Here is a 20,554-nt window from a genome sequence, read left to right as displayed (position 1 = left end):
TCCTTAGCTTATAATATATAAATTAACTATACCACAGTTTTTATATTTATTTTATTGCTTGATAAAAACAAATTCTTTATCAGTGGAATGTTCTGCTGAATACTTAAATGATAAATCAGCAAACTTCTTAATATCTTCTATATCAGTAATATTATTAGAAGCCATATATCTTACCATTAGACCTCTAGCCATTTTAGCCTCTGTTGCTTTAACTTTTATTTTTCCATCTTCCTTAAGTTCTCCAAAGATACAAGTTATAAAAACATCATCGTCACTTAAATATTTCTCTATGCATTTACTATATTCCTTTGATGCTAGATTTAAAATCACATTACTTTCTTTTCTTAATTCCTTGTAAAGGCTATCTCCCCAAAATTCATAAAGATTTTTGCTATCTTCCACCTTAAGCTTTGCTTGCATTTCTAATCTATAAGGTACTACACCATCAAAAGGATTAAGAACACCATAAAATCCTGATAAAATCTTTAAATGAGATTTTATATAGTTAAATTCTTCTTCAGAAAAAGAATCTGGCGACATATATTTATATTGAATTCCTTCATATGTCAAAATTGCTGGCGATAGATTTTTATCTAAATTCATATATTTATACCTATCATAATTTAATTCTGCTATATCATCATTACATGCAAGCAGCTTCTTTAATTCATCATAAGAAAGAGATTTCAATTTATCATAAAGGATATTTGTTTTATCCATAAATACTGGTTTATATTCATTAACTAAATCATCATTATTTACATTCATCTTTTTTGCTGGTGAAATAATTATGTTCATACTTTTTCAACTCCTAATATTAATTATTATTTAGTATAACATATTATTTACCTTTTAAAAATAAAGTTTAACAAAGTAAAATAGAGTGTTTTTTCCACTCTATTTTCTTATATACTTATCTTTAAATATATCTTTAAACTGATTTCCACACCTTTCAAGCTCTCCCAAAACAGTAATTATACCTTCTTCACTACTAAACCAATTTTCCTTATTAATCCCTTTAACTTCTGAAGGGCAAATAATAAAATTAGTGTTCTCATATACAGTTTCATAGTACATAAGACAACGTCTTGCATGAAAGCTTTTGCAACAGATAATTGCAGTTTTTATTTCCATATCTAATTTGTCGGTAACCATTTTTGAATATAAAGCATTTTCATATGTAAAAGTTGCTTTATCTTCTTTTAATATTGCCTCTTCCTTGACGCCGTTTTTAATTAATACATCTTTAAGGAATTCCCATTCTGTTTCATATTCTTTATTATATATATGATTCTTGGAAGCTACGCCAGAAAAACTCCCTAGAAGCTTGCTATACCTTCCAGAGGGCAATACATATGGTGCATATCCTTCTTTCCAAAGCCTTGCAGCCTCTTCTGCAATCTCTGGATATGATCCTCCTGGCACAAAAATAATATCTGCTTTTTTTGGTTCATTACATAAAAAAATAAATTCACTAATATCCTTTAAATAAATCATTTTCTACCCTTTATAGCCTGTCCCATTTCTTATTAATTATAAAATCACTATAGATTTCATTGGCTGTATTTACAACCTCTTTATCAAAATCCATTGCCTTTAACAATTTAATGGCATTTCTTGTTTTAGAAGGCCCCTTATGAAGCTTATAATCAAATAACACTTCTTTATCTGTCACTGTTTCTCTAAAATGATAATTATCATATTTTTCTCCTAGCATCTCTGTAAGTTCCATATCATGGGTAGCCACTAAAATCTTAGCCTTTGATTCTTTGCCATAATCTAAGATAGATGCAGAGGCAGCTATTCTTTCAACGGTATTTGTCCCCTTTAAGATTTCATCTATAAAAGCTAAAACACGTATTTCACCATTTAATGAATTTAATAGTCTCTTTAAACTTTTTATTTCTGCAATAAAGTAACTATCTCCTTCTAAGATATCATCCTTAATGGCCATTGATGTCACAACCTTAGAAAACTTACATTTATAGCTAGAACATAAAGCTGTATTCAATCCTTGTGCCAAAATACAATTTAAAGCTATAGCTTTAATAAAAGTAGATTTTCCTGAAGCATTTGACCCAGTAAATATTATGTTGTCCTTTATGAAAATAGAATTTTTCACTGGCTCATCAATAAGAGGATGATAAAGGTTTTCCAACTCTATATAATCTTGCTCTAAAAATATAGGCTGACAGAATTCTTGAAGGCTTGCCCTATAATAAGCTACAGATAAGGCAAAATCTATCATTGCTATTAAATCATATATTTCTTGGAATTCTTTTTTATTCTTTTCTAATATGGAGGCCATATTATGATATGCTATTATATCTACCATAAAAAACATCTTTAAATACTCTAAAACTAAATCAGCATCTAGCAATGCTGAACTATTTTTTCTTACTAATGAATAGCTATATCTTTTTATCTTATTTAACTCTCTACAACTAGCTAATATCTTTCTAAATTTCTTTTTATATTTTCTAAATTCCTTATGATTTATTTTACATAACTTCTGACAAACAATAACATTATTTATTAAATAATTCATAATCTTAAAGCTATCTTCTAAGACAGTTTTACCACTTTGATAAAATAGTATATTGGCACAAAAGAAAAATATGGATAATCCAATTCCTATTTTAGAATTTATAATACATAACAGCAGCGAAGCAATAAATCCGCCTGCTAAAATGGGATATTTAAAATATCCCTGCACCTTATTAAATTGTGGTCTATATATAAAATTAAATACTTTTGGATCATTTAGCTTTCCAATGGTAGAAAGATTGTATCTAATTTCATTTCTTAAATCTTCATTTTCTGAAAATACCTTTATAAGACCTTCTAATTCATCCCATTTTTCTTTACTATACTTTATTTCCTTAATACTTTTATATAAATATGCTTCACCTAGGGTAGTATTAGTATAATTTATCCTTTGAAATACATTATTCATATCCAAATCATTCCAGGTAATTTCATCAATTACCTCTTCTTCATTTTCATTTTCTTTCCTGGCTTTGTAAAAATCTTTTAAAAACTCTATATTAGCTTCTTTATTATAGTTTTGCGGTTCTTTACCAAAACTCTTATTATATTTTAAAAACAATTTTTCTTTTCTTTTACTACTGCTAAAATACGCTGTACAAATAAATAACACCATAAGTATTGCGATAATTGCAAACTTTGTCCACATTCCTATCTCCACTTATTCCTCCCCTTTATTCCATATTATTTTTTTCCTTTTTATCTTTTAGAGCCATATTCCCTAAAGTCTTTAGTTTTAGACCAGTATTTTATTCCCCAGTTTTCAAAATTCCACTGCTCCATATATTCATTGCACTCATAATCTATATACCAAAGCACTTCATCTTTCACAATGAAATTGGTTGGAAAATAATCTATATTAATATTAAGAGGATATAATATTTTGCACATATTCTGCACTTGTAAGATATATTCATCTTTCATCTTATCTTCTTCAACCATTTGATAAATAGTATTACCCTCTATATACTCTTTAAGTATCCTTTCATTATCAATATCTACATCTAACATTTTAGGCATATTTATGCCTGCATTATAAAGTCTTTTATAATCATTAATTTCAGACTGAAGCTTATCACCAAATTTATAATAATCACAAGGCTCATGATGAATTTGTTTAACTACATACTGATCTTTATCATCAGATACTAAATAGGAGTATCCCCCTTTACCTTTACCTAATAACTTAATAATTAAAAATTCCTTTTCATTTACTTTTATCTTTTCCAAAACTAACCCTCTCATAAAATACTCTTTTATATTTTACCATATTTATACTTAATTTAAAATTTTACTATAACAAAGAAATCCACTAGACTCATAAGCCTAATGGATTATTTTATCTTACTTTTTATTTACTTCACTCTATTCATTGCCTAGGAAATTTATTTTTAATTTTCTAGAATATTTAGTTTTTTCCATAAGCTTATAAAACATATTAAATACCAAATATCCTAAAATGGCACCTAAAGTATTAAATATAATATCATCTATATCAGTTATATTATAAGTTTGTTGTAATTGTATTACTTCTATGGCTGTAGATATTATAGCCCCATATGCAACTATATAGCTTATTTTATTTTTCTTATTAAATAATAAGGGTATAAAAAAACCTAAAGGCATAAATAATATAATGTTACCTATAACATTATATAATGCAAATCTCATACCATCATCTTTAAACATTTTTATTGTTTCCACTAATGGAATATAATTAATGACTTTATTCCCATTTAAATCAATTTGCAAGGCATCCATTTTACAAATAGTTATTTTAATTAACACTAAGAAATAAATAAAAAATATATTTATAATTAATTCTCTAAATGAATTTTTATCTTTACTTTTCTTTAACACTAATATTCTATAGATTGTCCAAATAGCTAGCAATACTATAGCTATATATAAGTATGATATGTTTATCATTTTTTCTTCCTCCAAGTTTTGTTCCTTTATTATTTAAGAAATTTTCTCATATTAATTTCATGATAATACGTGCCATCCTTAAGTTTAAAAGCCCTTTTCATTATACCCCAAACTTCAAAACCATGCTTCTCATATATATGCTTAGCTTTTTCATTGTTTGAAAATAAAGCTAGCTCTATTTGCTCATATCCCATTTTTTCAGCTTCTTTTAAAGCTTCTTCCATTAATATATTACCTAAGCCTTTATTCCAATATCTTTTTATTATAGCAATGCCTAATCCTGATCTATGCTTTGTTTTAAGATTACTATTTAAAGCTCTAACACCAACATTGCCTATGATTTCTCCATTTATAAAAGCACTTATCATTACATCTCTATGGCTACTTAAAACCTCCTGAAGTATTTCCTTTTCCTTATCTAAATCAGTTATTACTTCTTCAGGATATCTTGATAAAAAATAGGTTTCTTCTGCAATAGTTTTTATTGAATATCATAATCAGGTAGAACAGTAAAGCCCCCTAATGATTTAAGAGGATCCTTAGTTAAGGAAACTGTCTTTATATCTTATTTTTCTTCATTTATACCTCCCATAGACCCACAATTTATTTCTCTAATCAGCATATAAACTAAAGATATACGACTCTACTCTTTCTTCATATCCTTCATTAACAAAGCCTAATTTTTTCAACAAATTAATACTTGCCTCGTTTTCCTTATCTGTCATTGCTACAATTTCATAATTTTTATATCTTTCATGAATTACTTCTATAAGATTTGATAATATTTCAAAAGCATATCCATTTCTCTGATATTTATAAGAAATTGTATAACCGATGGTTATTGTATTATTATTAAAATAGATTGATAAATCTCCTATTAATTCTCCTGTTCTTAAAGCTATTACAAAATGTTGCTCCTCTTCTAATAAAAATTCGCTACTTTTGTTAACTTTAATAAAATTATTTAAATATTCCTTAGAAGTATCATCATATCTTTGATATTTATTGCAACTATCATTATTTCGATAGTCGTATAATTCTTCTAAGTCATCTTCTTTAAATTTTCTTAATCTTAATCGTTTCGTTATAACCATTTAATCCCTCTTTATATTTCTACTTAAATATATTCACTTCTAATATTCCTAATACAATGTATCCATCATTTCATAGACATCTTCATTCATAATAAATGGATATTCTTTATTTTCATATTTTAAAACAGTAGTAAAATTTTCATCACCTTCCCTAGAAAGATAAACTGTTCCATCTTTTAAACTATAGATAATATGATTTATATTCTCTAAAAGCAAGTCTTGGTTATTATAAAATGTAAAGCTATGTTTCTTATTGAATGCTACTTCTATATATAATTGATCAATATCTCCTATAATACCCTCTTTACTTTGATTACATTGATATTCAACATAAGAACTTGCATTATTGCCAATATTAGCTCCAATAGAAGAATACACTTGCCAACAAGTATCATAATCAGTCATTTCTTTTTCAGCACCATTAGCATACACCGATACTCTGTAAATATCATTTATCTCTTCTTCCAAAAATCCCATCTCACTATACTTATCATAATCTTCTGTTATAAAATCATTGTTTGCTACCAGCGATAAGCAAAAAATTAATGAAATAGTAGATAAAATTGTCACCATACCTTTAATTAAAGCTTGTCCTCTTGTTCTTTTATCTCTCATGCCATTAAATGATTGCCAAAATAAATATCCAATTAATGTCCCTAAGGTATTAGCAATAATATCATCAATTTCAAAGAATCTTCCTGCAAATAACTGTAGAAATTCAATTGAACATGAAAATACGCATCCACTTAATAATACTTTTTTATAGTTAAAATTAATCTTTTTAAATACAGCTGTAATCAAAAACCCTAAAGGTACAAAAAGCAATAAATTCAAAGTAACCATAAGAATAGAACTTCCTACAAAAGGAATTCTTATTTCACAGTACTTTATAGCATCTAAAAACCACGTAATCTTAAAGGACATTCCCAAGATGCCTGTAATTTTTAAAATTACTATTATGTATAACAACAATAAATATGTAATTATCATATTTTTTATTGATATCTTCATTTTTCTTTTTAATCCATATCTACTGATTATCCACATCAGTAGCAAAGCTACCAAAAAAATCCCCATAGATATAGCAAGGGAACTTTCTAAATAGTACCTAGCTTGCACTAAATACATTACAATTCTATCTAACATTTAAATCCCCACCCCTCTTTACTTTTACATTTTATACATAATTATACAGTAGAATATAATAAATTAAAACTGCTAAAACTGAAGATAAGCTTTTTATGAAATAACATTAATCTTTATATAGCTTGGCCATATAGTATTCATCTACATATTTATCATCTATAATCATTGCATTTTTTCTAGTGCCTTCTATTTTAAATCCATTCTTTTCATAAAGATGTTTAGCTACTATATTAGAAGAAACAACAGTAAGTTCAAGCCTTGTTAGATTATTTTCTCTAGCCCATTTATCAAGTTCTGAATTTAAAAGCATCTATAAATAACTATTTGCATCTTCCATTTTAATCTTTCTGATATCCATTTTTACCACCTTATAAAATATTACATATTTTCAATTAATTGTTATTATATCTATATTTCAATACCTTTTCAATGATAATGTAACTAAAAAAGGAACTCACAAGAGTTCCTTAATTAACATAATTTATTATTTATCTTTTTTAAGCATTTCCCCAATGGCAGCAATACTACCTAATGATGATAAGGTCTCATTTGGTAATATAAGCTTATTAGCTGGATTATTAGCCATTTCTTTAAGAGCTTCAACTTGTTTAAGTGCTATAACTCTTTCATCAGTACCAGAGTTAATAATAGCTTGGTTAACTTTCATAATTGCTTCAGCTTCTGCTTTGGCAATTTGTTCAATAGCCTTAGCTTTACCTTCAGCTTCAAGTAATTGAGATTCTCTTAAACCTTCTGCTCTTCTAATATTAGCTTGTTTTTCAGCTTCTGCAGCTAATATTTTAGCTTGTTTTTCACCTTCTGCTTTTTCAATTTGAGATTGTCTTTGACCTTCTGCTTGAAGGATCATAGCTCTCTTATCTCTTTCAGCTTTCATTTGTTTTTCCATAGCTTCTTGTATTTCTTCTGGTGGAATTATGTTTTTAATTTCCACTGATAGTATCTTAATACCGTAAGCATCTGTAACCTCGTCAATTATGCTTAATAAATTTTGATTAATCAAATCTCTTCCACTTAATATTTCATCTAGTGTCATGTTACCTAATATATTTCTTATATTAGTTGTTGCTGAATAAACAATACCTGATTTATAGTCTTCAATATTATAAACTGCATCCTTTGCATTAAGCATTTTATAGAAAATAACATTATCAACTGAAATCTTAACATTATCCTTAGTAATTACTGATTGTGGTGGTACATCTAAGATTTGTTGTTTAGTTGAAACTTTTTTTCTAACAAAATCAATACCTGGAATGATGAAATGCCAACCTGGTTCAAGTATCCTACTAAATTGCCCTAATCTTTCTACCACATACAAATATCCTGTGTTTACTACTTTCACTGATGATAATAATACAAACAATACTATTGCAAGTATTATTACTAAAACTATTAATCCCATATTAATCCTCCTTTAATTTTACAGTTAATTTATTTCCTTCAATACCTGTAATTATAAATTTATCACCTTTATTTATCTTAGGTCCTTTATTGATAGCTGTCCAATATATACCACTTACCTTTATCTCACTTTTTTCATCAATGTCTTTTTCTGCTGTCATTATTTTACCAATATAAGTTTCTTCCATCAGTGGTGTATGATTCTTTTCAACTTTAAATTTTTTCTTTGCCCATGGATATCCTACACATACCATAGCAATTCCAATAATCAGAAATGCAAGTATCTGTATTTTTATTGCTAGTCCTAGTAGTGATAAAATTATTGCTGCAATTGCACCAATGGAAAACCACATGAATATGAAACTACTGGTTACTATATCTATTACTATAACTAAAAATGCTATTAATAACCAAATTATTATTTCAAACACTAATTATTCCCCCTTTCAACCATTAATCCATTCTTATATTTATCTTTTGTTATATTAAATTATATATCATATTGGTATAAAATAGTATTTTTTATTTACCATCAACTGGTATATTCTTATATTATCATACTTTTTAACACTTATAAAGATATTTTTTATTATTAAATAAGTTTTTTATTAACTCTTTTAATATTCCTATGCACTTTTTATTTATATTCCTTATTTTGGCATTTTATCTTATATTTTAACCACATTACACAATATAAATCATTGATTTTCTAAGGTTTTCCTTTTATCATTATATATGAAACAAACCTCCGCTTATGTATTTTATTAGTTAGATAATATAATACTAAAGATAAGAGACAGACTCTTATGGAGAAATTGAATCACTTAATTTATTTAAAATTTAAAATAACGGAGATGATATTATGAATTTTATAAAAGTAGGGTCTGCATGTCCTGTAACAAAAGTTGCAGATGTTGATTTTAATGTAGAAAATATAAATTTATGTATTGATGAAGCTTATGATAAAGAAGTTAAGTACTTAGTATTCCCTGAACTTGCTGTAACTTCTTATACATGTGGTGACTTATTTTTAAACTCTGCTTTATTAAATGCCTCTATAAACGGTATGAAAAATATACTTGAACACTCTCTTTACAAAGATATGCTTATAACCATAGGAGCACCTCATTTACATAATAATATATTATATAACTGTGCTTATATGATATTTAACGGTAAAATATTGGGGATTGTTCCAAAATCATATATACCTAACTATAGTGAATTTTATGAAAAAAGATGGTTTACTGAAGGTGTTAACGTAATTGATGAAACCACATCATTACCTTTCCAAGATAATATTCCTTTTGGAACAAACTTAATATTTACAGCTGGCGAAGCAAGATTTGGTGTGGAAGTTTGCGAGGATTTATGGGTAACAATTCCACCTAGTTCATACCTTTCAATAGCTGGTGCTAATATTATTGGTAACCCTTCAGCTTCTAATGAACTGGTAAGTAAAAAAGATTATAGATTATCACTTATTGAAAATCAAAGTGCTAGATGCCTTGGAGCTTATGTATACTCATCATCTGGAGTTCATGAATCTACTACTGATTTACTATTTAGTGGTCATTTAATAGTTGCTGAAAACGGCTCAATAATAAAAGAAAATGAAAGATTCCAAAGAAATAATGAAGTTATTACAACATCTATTGATTTATTTAAATTAAATTCTGAAAGACTAAAAAATCTAAGCTTTAGAGATATGAACAAGCTTTTACCTTTTAATATAAAGACTATAGATTTCTGCTTTAAAAACACTAAGATCACTAACTTTGACAGATATGTGGATAAACATCCTTTTGTTCCTTCAAATCCTCTTGCAAGAGATGAAAGATGTAAGGAAATATTCAATATACAATGTTCAGCTTTAGCAAAACGCCTTGAACACACTAATTTAAAGAAAGCTGTCATTGGTATTTCAGGAGGTCTTGATTCAACTTTAGCTCTTCTTGTAATAGTGAAAACATTTGATATGCTTGGAATAAACCATGAAAACATAATTACCATTACAATGCCAGGCTTTGGTACTACAGATAGAACTTATAACAATGCATTAACTCTTTGCAGAGAATTAAACTGTGATTTAAGAGAAATTAATATAGTAAAAGCTGCTCTTCAACATTTTGAAGACATTGGTCATGATAAAGATATTCATGATGTTACTTATGAAAATGTTCAAGCTAGAGAAAGAACTCAAATACTGATGGATATTGCCAACAAGGAAGGCGGATTATTAATAGGTACTGGTGATTTATCTGAACTTGCCCTTGGATGGTGTACTTATAATGGAGATCATATGAGCATGTATTCAGTAAATCCATCAATTCCTAAGACACTAGTAAGATATCTTGTAAAATATGTAGCAGAAAAAGAATCTACTGAAGAAGTTAAAGAAACTCTTTTAGATATATTAGATACTCCTGTAAGCCCTGAACTTCTTCCAAAAGGAAAAGATGGAGACATTGTTCAAAAGACTGAAGATATAGTAGGACCTTATGAATTACACGATTTCTTCCTATATCATTTTATTAAACATGGTTCTTCAAAAGAAAGAATTCAATTCTTAGCAGAAGTGGCCTTTAAGGATGATTACTCTCCAGAAGAAATTGCTAAATGGCTAGATAAGTTTATTTACAGATTCTTTACTCAACAATTTAAGAGAAGTGCCCTTCCAGATGGTCCAAAGGTTGGTTCTATCTCTCTTAGCCCAAGAGGAGATTGGAGAATGCCTTCAGATGCTTCATTTAACAGCTTTAGATAATTAAAAATGACGGAGATTACTCTCCGTCATTTTTGTTTCTAACTTTTTTAAGCTTTTCTTCCACCATTTCTATAAGCTTATGCTTATCAGCTTCATTATTTACAACATCCATGGTATCCATATCTATTATAAGGACTTCTGATGCTTTATAATGATTATTTACCCAATTATCATAATCCTTCCATAGGAAATGGTAATATTCTTTAAGGCTTTCATCTATTTCAAATTCTCTTCCTCTAAGATTTATTCTCTTCATTACTGTTTCAAAAGATCCTTTTAAATATACCATTATATCTGGTGATTTTTTAGGTAATTCCTTTAACTCTTCTAGCATATTTTCAAGAAGCCCTTCATAAGTGTTCATTTCAAGTTCTGAAATTCTTCCAAGCTCCATGTTCTTTTTAGATAGTGATAGGTAAGACTTTGATGTTATCTTCATCTTTTCCCCCACTTCACACCGTACGTGAGAGTTTCCAGCTCATACGGCGTTCCAACAATTTTCAGTTATTATTTAAATAGTTAAATTTCCAACTTGTTCTCTTAAAGAATTAAGTTTCTCAAGACTTTTCTCGTTAAGTCTTAGTTTCTGTAAGTATTTATTTATTGTTTCCTCTTTGGTTGCGTGTATCAATTTGTGTATATCTTCATTAACCCATATTAGGTTTTTATACGTATCCGTTCCTCCCTGTGATTTAGGAAGTTTATGATGACATTGCATATCGCATATGTTAAGCGGTTCTCCTGTCACACCACAATTACCTTTTTGTGCTATTATTAATGATATTCTGTTATCACTGTATTCAGTGGATTCACAATTTCTAACGTTGTTTAGTAGGTATCTAACTAGAAAGTGATAATCGTTGTTTAACTTCTTATGCACTAACTCTCTACCTATAACTGTATAGTTGCAAATCTCTTGAGTGAAGTTCATTGGTGGTGATGTAGATATTCCGTTAAGAGGATATATACTTACATTACTAATTGTTCTTATTTTCCCTTTATACTTACCATAAAACTTTTTAAAGACTTTGGAAGTTGAGGGTTTGTTAGAAATTACTTGTTTTAATCTGTTGTGTAAGGTTATTGATGTTAAGTAATTTATTGTATTGAAGTCAAAACTGACATTTGTTGCTATTTTGTAGTAGTTATGGACTCCTAGAATCATAGCATTTAGTTTGTTTACTTGTTTAGCTTCATAATTACTTCTCATGTAGACTATCTGATGTTTTAACTTTGTAGTTACACTATTTCGTGCCTTTTCAGACATTCTGCTTTGACATACATATTTACCTTTCTTTGGTTTAGCCATTAGTCTGAAACCTAGAAATTCGGTATAGTTTGTTTTGAGATTAGTTATTTTAGATTTATCTTCGCTTATCTCTAACCTTAGTCTTTCTTTCAACCATTGTTTGGTAGCTATGTAAATCTTATTTGCAGTTTTATAGTCTCTACAGAATATTTTGAAATCATCTGCATATCTCACGAGCCATATCTCTTTTAAGTTAGTGGTTTTCATTGTTTTATATTTGTTAGATTGGTCTACATACCCATTCTTTCTAACGGTTGTGTAGTCATGGGCTGTCTGAAATGATTCCCATTGATTACTTATCCACCAGTCAAGTTCATTAAGAACTATATTAGAAAGAAGTGGCGATAAAATACCTCCTTGTGGCGTTCCTTTTGTTGGAGCACCTACAGTATCGATTTCTGATTTAAGTATTTTATCAATTATTGATATAAGGTTTTTATCTTGTATTCCTAAATTCCACATTTGTTTCTTTAATTTACTGTGATTCACATTATCGAAGAAACCTTTTATATCAATGTCAACCACATAGTGAAGTTTGTTCATATTTATTAAAGACATACTTCTTGATATGGCATGATGTGTTGACCTGTTAGGTCTAAATCCGTAGCTGTGTTTATGGAATTTCGCTTCGCATATAGGTTCTAGAACTTGTTTAATACATTGTTGTACGATTCTGTCTCCCATGCATGGTATTCCTAGCGGTCTCATTTTTCCATTTGGTTTTGGAATTTCGACTCTTCTTACACTTTTCGGATGGTAATTTCGGAACATATTTTGGATGTGTTTAACAAACACATCTTGTGGCATATTACTGTAAAAAGTGATATCTCTTGCATCTGTCCCCTTAGTCATTGAACCTTTATTCTTTTTGATGTTTCTGTATGCTAGTAGAATGTTTTCCCTAGTTGTAATTAACTCCATGAGTTTAGTGAAGTTTTTGTTTTCTAGAGACTTGCTGTATAAGCTGTCAAAAACATCTTGTATATCGTAATACTCATTGTTCCTGAGTTTCTGTTTCTTTAAGATTTTAGTTGTCAAGTCTGTCTCCTTATCTGAAATTCGGTTTCAGATAGCTCTCCAACATCTCTTAGTCTTACTCGAACCTTGATTAAAATTATTTAACTTCTAAAGTTTTAACTTCAAATTGTCTAGTGGCTATTGCTCACATTTCATTACAAAATTTTTCATAGCTTCATGCCACCACTTTCACATGGATTAAAATAAGTTATAGTTGTTTAACCTTTCCTTATTAATACTTCATAGTGAGTGAACACTCCATATTCCATGCTTCCCTTGTTCCATTATCGCTATCCTTACATCTATCCTTAGGTCGTTGGTCTGAGCCTTTTAGCTTGATAGTGCCTGTAACACTATATGGATTTTCATAACTTCGAATTTTACTTACCCACACTAAAATCATACTTAGATGATACATCCCTTTCGAGAAGTTCCGGTTTTAGACCCGTACATTCCCAACTTCGTCAGCTCAATTTATGTTGAGCATCCTAACCATAGATAGTTTATGGACTCTAGAACCATATATTACTCGACTACCTCTAGTTCGCTTTTCGTGTTATGATTTGTTTAACCACATCTTACGGTAATACCTAATCCGTTTTAACGAGCTTTTAACATAACATTGTTCACTCAATGTTATGCTAATCGTAACTTTGAGAGAGCATTTCAAGGCGTTACCCTATCATTCTACTCTTCGCAATAACAGTTCTAATTATTAATCTTTAATAATTAGGCTAGTTTTGTAGGAAACCCTCGCTTCCTTTTGTCTAGCAACAAGTCGCACCAAAATACCAATCTTCATAAATTGATCTATCAAGAACATTATTATCATTATATAGCGCTTCTTTAATACTTTTAAATCTTGTATTTAAAAAGTAAAGTTGCAATAAAAATGGATATCTATTTTTTAGTATTTCTTCTTCAGACTCACTATAAAATAACGGTAAGATAGGATTATCATCCACACTTTCATAAAATACTTCACTATTAAAGTGATTTCCTAATATTTCTGCCACTGAGCTTTTTCCTAAGCCAATCATTCCACCTACAACTATCAACATCTTTCACCTTTCCTTTTTTTTCTTTTGTACGTTCAAATATAATACTTGGAAAATACATTAAAGTCAAGCACTTATATTTTAATTCAAATACCCCATTGATTGATCTGTCACCATATTAAATGTATCCTTAACTTCCCTCATTACATCAACATAGCTTAAATATACCTTTATTTCCATAGACATATAATCTTCATCTACACTTTTTATTTGTCCATATAATATTTTACCCCAATCCATTAGATTTTTTAATATATAGTTATTTTCCTTAGACACATATCCTAACAAGTATCCCTTTTCTGTTAACACCATAATGGAATTTTTATCTTCAGTGTTATCTTTATCCCTCTTTAAATAAACTAATGCTCCTGGCGTTATTTTATTTTCTACTATGGTCAAATCAAATTTATCCATTTCCTCAACTTTTGTTATAGTCAAAAATGCATCTTTTGTATATGGAGATACTCTTACATCACCAATGCTTTCATATTGTCTTTTCTTTTTACTATTAAGCCCATCTAAAAATCTTATGATACTTTGCTTAAGCTCTCTATTCACTTCTCTTTTATAACAGCTTTCAATAATGTAAATATAATTATTTAAGTATTCATAATTCATACCTCTCAAATTATTAAGAGCTGCTCGTCTAGTTGGGGTGTATCTTGCACTTAAAGCTTTTATATTTATATCAATATACTTATCTTTCAATTCACCCATATATGCTACAATTAAATACAAACAACTATCAACAATATATTTATAATCTAGACTTTCCTCATCTAGTGCTTCAGCACCTTCTGTAACCCTGTCTATATCTAAATATACCTTTGCAAATTCAATAAGTTTTTCTTTTGATTCTCTATGGCATTCAGTCATAATATAGTTATAAATACTAACTTGCGATGAATCTTTCCATAATCTTGCTTCAAAATCATCATATTTAAGGCATACATTTACAGCTAGGGCTAGGTCAACTATTTCATCTACATTACAACTTTCATCAGCTAGTGCCATCTTAATGATACTATCATTATCATCATTTATTAAAATATTTTTCATTTCCTCTATCTTTACCTTATCTTCTGATGACATTGATATGACTTCCATCAATTGTACATCATCATCATCTTCCTTTAAAAATAATGATAATAATTGGCACATTACATATAGAGAATTAAAATTCTTACCAAACTTTCTGTAATAATTCCAATAACCATATACTATATCTATAGTTATATGTTCAATGAAAAATCCTTTTAAGGTATATAATTCCTTTAGTTTTTTAGTCAATAAATTATACTTTTCTTCTGTATATTCATCACCAAAGAAATACTCAATATAGTAATCATTATTGTAAGTCATTGCAACAAGGACAGTTTCAAGCATTTCATTATCTGCCTCTGCTTCAATAACCCATTTTTTTATTTCATCATTTATATATTCTAAATTAGTTATTGCCATTATCTTGCCATAACCTCTTGCTACTTTTGCTATCTCAAAAATTATACTATTACACTTATCATATTCTTTAAGGCCTTCTATACAATAAAAAATAAATTCATTATGATTGGAAAATGCCTTTAATATTTCTTCAGCTTCTTCATTTCCACAATATCTTAATAGTGATAGAGCAAATTTTATTCCTTCCACATCATTACTATCTAATAAATAATATTGTGCTATTGAAAAAAGATTATTTCTATTTATTAATCCTTCTTTAATATAAACATTTAATTTTTCCTCAAAGGCAAAATAATATCTTACTAAAGGATTTCTATTTAAATAATTTATTATATCATCATCAACATATTGTCTATGATAATTTTCAAAAAACATCTCAATAAGTTCTGTAGCTAGCTGATTTTTTACTTCTGCTTCTAGAGGGTCATTTAGATATAATTCTTCACAATCATTTTTACCCGCTTCACTTAGATCTTGATCTTTATAAATGCTATATCCATCTTTCTTCCAATGTTCCATTAGATTTTTATATAAATTACTTATAACCATACCTCTTCCCCCTCTTTATACCATATATGTATAATTGTAACATATCTTTGCAAAAATAATAGGTCATCATTAAATAATTTTAATGATAACCTATCTTTAAATAATATATTATTTTCCTAATCCATCTAAATATTTAACTGCACTTAAAGCAGCAATATTACCTTCACCTGCTGATTTTATATATTGATATGGTACACCAACACAGTCTCCAGCTGCAAAACATCCTGGTATATTTGTAGCCATAGTTCTATCAACTTTAATGTGGCCGTTTTCCATCAATAGCCCTGGAACAAGCTGTCCAGGTGATATGCTATCTCTTAATACAAAAACTCCATCGCTTTCAATTTCTTTATCTTTAAATCTAACAGCATTTACTTTTGTATCTCCTAGTATTTCTAAAGGTCTGTCAACTACTACCTCTATGTCATCCTTAAGATCATATTCATCTTTATACATAGCAACATAATTAACTTTAGAAGCTAATTCACTGACATAATTTGCTTCTTCTTCAGCTTCTTTATTATATCCTATGACAGTAACAACTTTATCTCTATATAAAGGCGCATCACAAGTTGCACAATATCCTACACCTTTTCCTAGCAGCCTTTCTTCACCTTCTAAAGTCTTACCAACTTCCATTCCAGTGGCTAAAATAATAGTTTTAGCTTCATACATTTTTTCATTTACCATAAGTGCAAAATAATCACCCATGGCATAAATATTATTAACTCTTTCTTCAGTTATTTTAATATCCATTGAATTTATATGTTCTTTAAATTTTTCTGCTAGGTCTTTTCCTGTAACTCCATAGAAACCTAAGTAGTTATTTATCTTTGATGCTTTAATTACCTTATTTGATAAATTGTTATTCCCAAAGACAATAAAGCTCTTATTTCTAATCTTTGCATTTAATGCTGCTGATAGTCCTGCTGGACCACTTCCAACTATAGCAATATCAACTCTTTCCACTTAGCACCTCTATCTCTTAAAGATGTTTAGCTATTGCGTTCTTTAATTGATCTTTAGGCATAAATCCAACTAAAGTTTCAATTGGAGCACCATCTTTAAATACCATTATTGTTGGAATGCTTGCAACTCTATATTTACCAGCTAAATTAGGGCATTCATCTACATTAGCTTTAACAAATTTAGCATTAGTTAATTCTCCTGCAACCTCTTCAAATATAGGTGCTATCATCTTACATGGACCACACCATTCAGCCCAGAAATCTACTACTGAAATCCCGTCGAATTCTACTACCTTAGATACAAAATCATTTTCATTTATATGTTCTACCATTTTAAATCCTCCTTGTACCCCCATGGGGTATTTCTTTGTTTAAATTCTACAACTACTTTATAAATAAGTCAATACACTATTTATACATCACTATTCTATGCAATATTATTTTATTTTAAACTTAATGCAATAAAAAAATGGAACATACTATATATTAATAATTTACCTTTAATAGATATAATTATACATATTGCATGTCCATCTTATTTATCTTAATTTTATTTTTAAGTTAGCTGATACTCTTATGTTTTTCAGCATATTTATTTAATTCTGCATATATTCCATCTTTTCTTAAAAGCTCTTCATGATTTCCTCTTTCTTCAATTCCTTTATCTGTAAGCACAATAATTTCATCTGCATTTTTTATAGTAGATAACCTATGAGCAACTACAATTGTAGTTCTTCCCTTACATAATTCTTCTAAGGATTTTTGAATTAAAAATTCTGTTACATTATCTAAAGCAGAAGTGGCTTCATCTAAAATTAATATTGGAGGATTCTTAAGAAATACTCTCGCAATTGATAACCTCTGCTTTTGACCTCCTGAAAGCTTCACTCCTCTTTCACCTATGAAAGTATCATATCCTTCTGGAAGATTTATAATAAAATTATGAATATTTGCTCTTTTTGCAGCTTCTATGATTTCATCATCAGTGGCATCCTGCTTACCATATTTAATATTTTCCTTGATAGTTCCTGTAAATAAAAATACTTCCTGTTGAACAATACCAATTTTGCTTCTTAATGATTCTAATGTTAAGTCATAAATACTCTTATCATCTATTAATATATCTCCTCCATCCACATCATAGAATCTTGGGATAAGATTACAGAAGGTGCTTTTTCCTCCACCAGAAGGTCCAACTAAGGCAAGCATTTTACCTGCTTCTATATTAAGGCTTAATCCGTTTAACACCTTATTATCTTCATAGCTAAAATGAATATTATCAAAAGTAATTTTTCCTTTTACATCACTTAACTTTTCACTTCCTTCTTTTTCCTCTTGCTCTTCCATGATGGTAAGGTATCTCTTAAATCCTGTCATACCATTTTGATATTGTTCCATAAACTCCACTATTGTTTTTATCGGTTGCTTAAATAATTTTATATATAAGACATAAGCTAGGAAATCTCCAAGATTTATTAAATCATAATAAGTAAATATTCCACCAATTATTAAAACTACATAATCTAAAAGATCAAGTCCAAAATTCACTCCTGAAGAGTATTCTGCCATAACCTTGTACGCTTTTTCTCTTGCTTCCTTAAATCTAACATTTCCCTTTTCAAACTTTTCTTCTTCATACTTCTGTCCTAAGAAAGCTTTAGATGTCCTAATTCCTGCTATGGAATTTTCTAAAGTTGAATTTACTTCCGCTGTTTCAATTCTCGTTTGCATAAAAGCCTTTTTCATCTTTTTTCTTTCATACAATGTAAAGACAACTATAATAGGAAGTACTGTAAATATAATAAAAGTAAGTTTTATATTTATTCCTGCTAATATTATGAATGACCCAATAAACATTATTGCCGAAATAAATATATTTTCTGGCCCATGATGAGCAAGTTCAGAAATATCCATTAAATCATTAATCATCCTACTCATTATTTCCCCAGTTTTAGTATTATCAAAATACTTATTAGGAAGCCTTTCTAAATGATTGAATAACTCCCTCCTCATATCAGCCTGCATCCTTACACCAACTACATGTCCCCAATATTGCATAAAATATGCACAGGCTGCCTTGATTACATATAATATAATTAAAGTTACTGCAAATACACCAATAGTCCTTATATTTCTATTAGGTATAGTTTCATTTATTAATGTTCTTGTAAGCATTGGATATATTAATTCACATACCGATGCTATGGTTGCCACCAACAAATCTAAAAAGAATAATTTTTTATATGGCTTATAAAATCTTATAAAACTTTTTAACATTAATTTTCCCCCTTTTTTTATTTATCTATAAATATCCACCACTAATCCCTGTATCTCATCAACAGTTGCTGCAATATTTATATTTTCCATTTCTCCATTCAAAAATGCGGATGTTAATTCTTCTAACTTTCCATCTATAGTATTTACTGTAATAAAATATTGAGTTTGCCAAAAGCTTATATCCTTCTTAGTTTCATACATATATTTTAATACAGATTCTAAATATTCTTTAATCATCTTTTTATAATTTATTACATCTATATAAGTCTTTGTTATTATAAGCCTATTGCCCTTCTTTTTTATATCATCAATAAGCTGCTTAAGTTGTTCTTGTGAGCGCCTATCTCTAGCTTGATTAAAACTTTGGGAAAAATCTTTTTTATTCCCTGACATCTTTATTTCTTGAGTCAATGCATTTCCTCTTCGAACTCTTCCTATTTCCATATTATTCATCCTCTGTTTATTTATTTTTATATAAATAATGCTTAAGATACATATGCACTATGCCATCTTAAGCATTTCTTACTATATTGAAAAATACTCTTTTATAATTTTTAAATCTTCATCAGAAAAATTATAATTCTCTATGTCTTTTTTACCTATCCATCTTACAGTGTTAATTGATTTATGGGTAGTAATATACTCTCTTACTGTTCCTGTATAAACTTGAATAATTTCATCACTATTATCATTAACACTATATTCGTTAAAAGTCTCTAAATCAAAGATAGTACATTTTATATCTTTATCTACAGCCTTTATTATAGCCCTTTCTGCCGTTTCTTTTCCTTTTAATTCTTTGCTAAATAGCCCCCATTGCTTTGGAGTGTTCTTTCCTTTTCCCCTCTCTGCAATAAGTATATTTTTAAAATCGTCGTAAATAACTATAGTAGATTTAACAACCTTTCCCATACTATCCTCCACTCCTATAACTGATAAAAAATTATCAATTAATTTTATGTATATATTTTTCATCTTATTTCTATTATAACTTTCTGACAAAAATATTC

Annotated in this window: 20 protein-coding genes and 2 pseudogenes; 1 reads left to right on the top strand and 21 read right to left on the bottom strand. The window is 28.6% G+C overall.

Annotated elements, in window-relative coordinates; translation table 11 throughout:
* Window positions 1–51 precede the first annotated feature (51 nt).
* The 11 genes from yaaA to Q5O44_RS01780 all read right to left on the bottom strand — a co-directional run bounded on the left by yaaA (window position 52) and on the right by Q5O44_RS01780 (window position 8,569).
* Window positions 52–798, bottom strand: coding sequence for a peroxide stress protein YaaA (gene yaaA / locus Q5O44_RS01830; RefSeq protein ID WP_022166678.1), 747 nt, complete (start codon window positions 796–798; stop codon window positions 52–54).
* A 99-nt stretch (window positions 799–897) separates the two neighbouring features.
* The gene (locus Q5O44_RS01825) at window positions 898–1,497 is read right to left on the bottom strand and encodes a YdcF family protein (protein WP_022166677.1); all 600 of its coding nucleotides are present in this window, start codon (window positions 1,495–1,497) and stop codon (window positions 898–900) included.
* Between the two features lie 10 nt (window positions 1,498–1,507).
* Window positions 1,508–3,208, bottom strand: coding sequence for a DNA mismatch repair protein MutS (locus Q5O44_RS01820; protein ID WP_302637140.1), 1,701 nt, complete (start codon window positions 3,206–3,208; stop codon window positions 1,508–1,510).
* A gap of 38 nt (window positions 3,209–3,246) precedes the next feature.
* Window positions 3,247–3,777, bottom strand: a complete 531-nt coding sequence (locus Q5O44_RS01815; RefSeq protein WP_022166675.1) for a hypothetical protein — start codon at window positions 3,775–3,777, stop codon at window positions 3,247–3,249.
* A gap of 135 nt (window positions 3,778–3,912) precedes the next feature.
* Window positions 3,913–4,476 carry a VanZ family protein gene (locus Q5O44_RS01810; protein ID WP_022166674.1) on the bottom strand — a complete coding sequence of 188 codons (564 nt, stop codon included), beginning with the start codon at window positions 4,474–4,476 and terminating at the stop codon, window positions 3,913–3,915.
* A 29-nt stretch (window positions 4,477–4,505) separates the two neighbouring features.
* Window positions 4,506–4,907, bottom strand: coding sequence for an N-acetyltransferase family protein (locus Q5O44_RS01805; protein ID WP_370545559.1), 402 nt, complete (start codon window positions 4,905–4,907; stop codon window positions 4,506–4,508).
* 180 nt (window positions 4,908–5,087) lie between these two features.
* The gene (locus Q5O44_RS01800) at window positions 5,088–5,570 is read right to left on the bottom strand and encodes a GNAT family N-acetyltransferase (protein WP_022166672.1); all 483 of its coding nucleotides are present in this window, start codon (window positions 5,568–5,570) and stop codon (window positions 5,088–5,090) included.
* 48 nt (window positions 5,571–5,618) lie between these two features.
* Window positions 5,619–6,716 carry a VanZ family protein gene (locus Q5O44_RS01795; protein WP_022166671.1) on the bottom strand — a complete coding sequence of 366 codons (1,098 nt, stop codon included), beginning with the start codon at window positions 6,714–6,716 and terminating at the stop codon, window positions 5,619–5,621.
* A gap of 106 nt (window positions 6,717–6,822) precedes the next feature.
* Complete coding sequence (locus Q5O44_RS01790; protein WP_022166670.1) at window positions 6,823–7,026, bottom strand: GNAT family N-acetyltransferase; 204 nt, start codon at window positions 7,024–7,026, stop codon at window positions 6,823–6,825.
* Window positions 7,027–7,200: 174 nt separating this feature from the next.
* Window positions 7,201–8,139 carry an SPFH domain-containing protein gene (locus tag Q5O44_RS01785; protein ID WP_022166669.1) on the bottom strand — a complete coding sequence of 313 codons (939 nt, stop codon included), beginning with the start codon at window positions 8,137–8,139 and terminating at the stop codon, window positions 7,201–7,203.
* A gap of 1 nt (window position 8,140) precedes the next feature.
* Window positions 8,141–8,569, bottom strand: coding sequence for an NfeD family protein (locus Q5O44_RS01780; RefSeq protein ID WP_022166668.1), 429 nt, complete (start codon window positions 8,567–8,569; stop codon window positions 8,141–8,143).
* 431 nt (window positions 8,570–9,000) lie between these two features.
* Between Q5O44_RS01780 and Q5O44_RS01775 the strand changes: the two genes are divergently transcribed.
* On the top strand, window positions 9,001–10,905 hold the full coding sequence (locus Q5O44_RS01775) for an NAD(+) synthase (RefSeq protein ID WP_022166667.1): 1,905 nt from the start codon (window positions 9,001–9,003) through the stop codon (window positions 10,903–10,905).
* A 16-nt stretch (window positions 10,906–10,921) separates the two neighbouring features.
* On the opposite strand, the pseudogene Q5O44_RS01770 reads toward Q5O44_RS01775, so the two are convergent.
* The 10 genes and pseudogenes from Q5O44_RS01770 to Q5O44_RS01725 form a co-directional block, all read right to left on the bottom strand.
* Window positions 10,922–11,311 (bottom strand): annotated as a pseudogene (locus tag Q5O44_RS01770) (deoxynucleoside kinase); the annotation flags it as partial.
* A 105-nt stretch (window positions 11,312–11,416) separates the two neighbouring features.
* Complete coding sequence (gene ltrA, locus Q5O44_RS01765; RefSeq protein ID WP_022166665.1) at window positions 11,417–13,252, bottom strand: group II intron reverse transcriptase/maturase; 1,836 nt, start codon at window positions 13,250–13,252, stop codon at window positions 11,417–11,419.
* A gap of 211 nt (window positions 13,253–13,463) precedes the next feature.
* Entirely contained in the window at window positions 13,464–13,634 is a 171-nt protein-coding gene (locus Q5O44_RS01760) for a hypothetical protein (RefSeq protein ID WP_302637139.1), read from the bottom strand.
* Window positions 13,635–14,016: 382 nt separating this feature from the next.
* Window positions 14,017–14,292: pseudogene (locus tag Q5O44_RS01755) on the bottom strand (deoxynucleoside kinase); the annotation flags it as partial.
* Between the two features lie 78 nt (window positions 14,293–14,370).
* A complete protein-coding gene (locus Q5O44_RS01750; protein WP_022166663.1) occupies window positions 14,371–16,299 on the bottom strand; it encodes an HIRAN domain-containing protein in 1,929 nt (642 codons plus the stop codon).
* A 108-nt stretch (window positions 16,300–16,407) separates the two neighbouring features.
* Complete coding sequence (locus Q5O44_RS01745) at window positions 16,408–17,268, bottom strand: NAD(P)/FAD-dependent oxidoreductase (protein WP_022166662.1); 861 nt, start codon at window positions 17,266–17,268, stop codon at window positions 16,408–16,410.
* Window positions 17,269–17,284: 16 nt separating this feature from the next.
* Window positions 17,285–17,599 (bottom strand): thioredoxin, encoded by a 315-nt coding sequence (trxA, locus tag Q5O44_RS01740; RefSeq protein WP_022166661.1) that lies wholly within the window; start codon window positions 17,597–17,599, stop codon window positions 17,285–17,287.
* A gap of 229 nt (window positions 17,600–17,828) precedes the next feature.
* Window positions 17,829–19,544, bottom strand: a complete 1,716-nt coding sequence (locus tag Q5O44_RS01735) for an ABC transporter ATP-binding protein (protein ID WP_022166660.1) — start codon at window positions 19,542–19,544, stop codon at window positions 17,829–17,831.
* Window positions 19,545–19,565: 21 nt separating this feature from the next.
* Entirely contained in the window at window positions 19,566–19,988 is a 423-nt protein-coding gene (locus Q5O44_RS01730; protein ID WP_022166659.1) for a YaaR family protein, read from the bottom strand.
* 81 nt (window positions 19,989–20,069) lie between these two features.
* On the bottom strand, window positions 20,070–20,456 hold the full coding sequence (locus Q5O44_RS01725; protein WP_291660886.1) for a hypothetical protein: 387 nt from the start codon (window positions 20,454–20,456) through the stop codon (window positions 20,070–20,072).
* Window positions 20,457–20,554 lie beyond the last annotated feature (98 nt).

Source organism: Clostridium sp. CAG:221 (genome assembly GCA_000435835.1).
GTDB lineage: Bacteria > Bacillota > Clostridia > Clostridiales > Clostridiaceae > Clostridium.
This window is presented reverse-complemented; position numbering and strand designations above follow the sequence as displayed.